The 612-nt window shown below is 40.2% G+C and carries 1 pseudogene; it reads left to right on the top strand.

The window, feature by feature from the left end:
* Positions 1-136: 136 nt before the first annotated feature.
* Positions 137-612 (top strand): annotated as a pseudogene (locus tag Ga0451573_RS18940) (hypothetical protein); the annotation flags it as partial.

Below are 612 nucleotides of genomic sequence, written 5' to 3' on the forward strand. Positions count from 1 at the left end.
CAATAGTTGAAATTCTAAAAATTTATTTCCTTCTACCGAACATATGTTCTTTCTCTTTGCCCCAATTTATGCTATAATATTATTTACAAAGGTCAACTTATTAACCCGTGAAATTAGTTGTGAAGGAGGACAAGTAATGGATGAAAGAGGCTTATTGGAGATTTTGGTACAAAAAGTTACCAGCATTGAGACCGGTTTATATGGCGTAAAATCTGATGTGACCGGCATCAAATCCGACGTCACAGGTCTGAAATCCGAATTCTCCGAAATGAAGTCTGACATCACCGGCATGAAATCCGATATCTCAGGTCTGAAATCCGAATTCTCCGAAATGAAGTCTGACATCACCGGCATGAAATCCGATATCTCAGGTCTGAAATCCGAATTCTCCGAAATGAAGTCTGACATCACAGGCATGAAATCTGACATCACAGGTCTGAAATCCGAAGTCTCCGAAATGAAGTCTGATATCACCGGTATGAAATCTGACATCACAGGTCTGAAATCCGAAGTCTCCGAAATGAAGTCTGATATCACCGGTATGAAATCTGACATCACAGGTCTGAAATCCGAAGTCTCCGAAATGAAGTCTGATATCACCGGTATGAAATC

The sequence above is a fragment of the Phosphitispora fastidiosa genome, assembly GCF_019008365.1.
Taxonomy (GTDB): Bacteria; Bacillota; Thermincolia; order Thermincolales; family UBA2595; genus Phosphitispora; species Phosphitispora fastidiosa.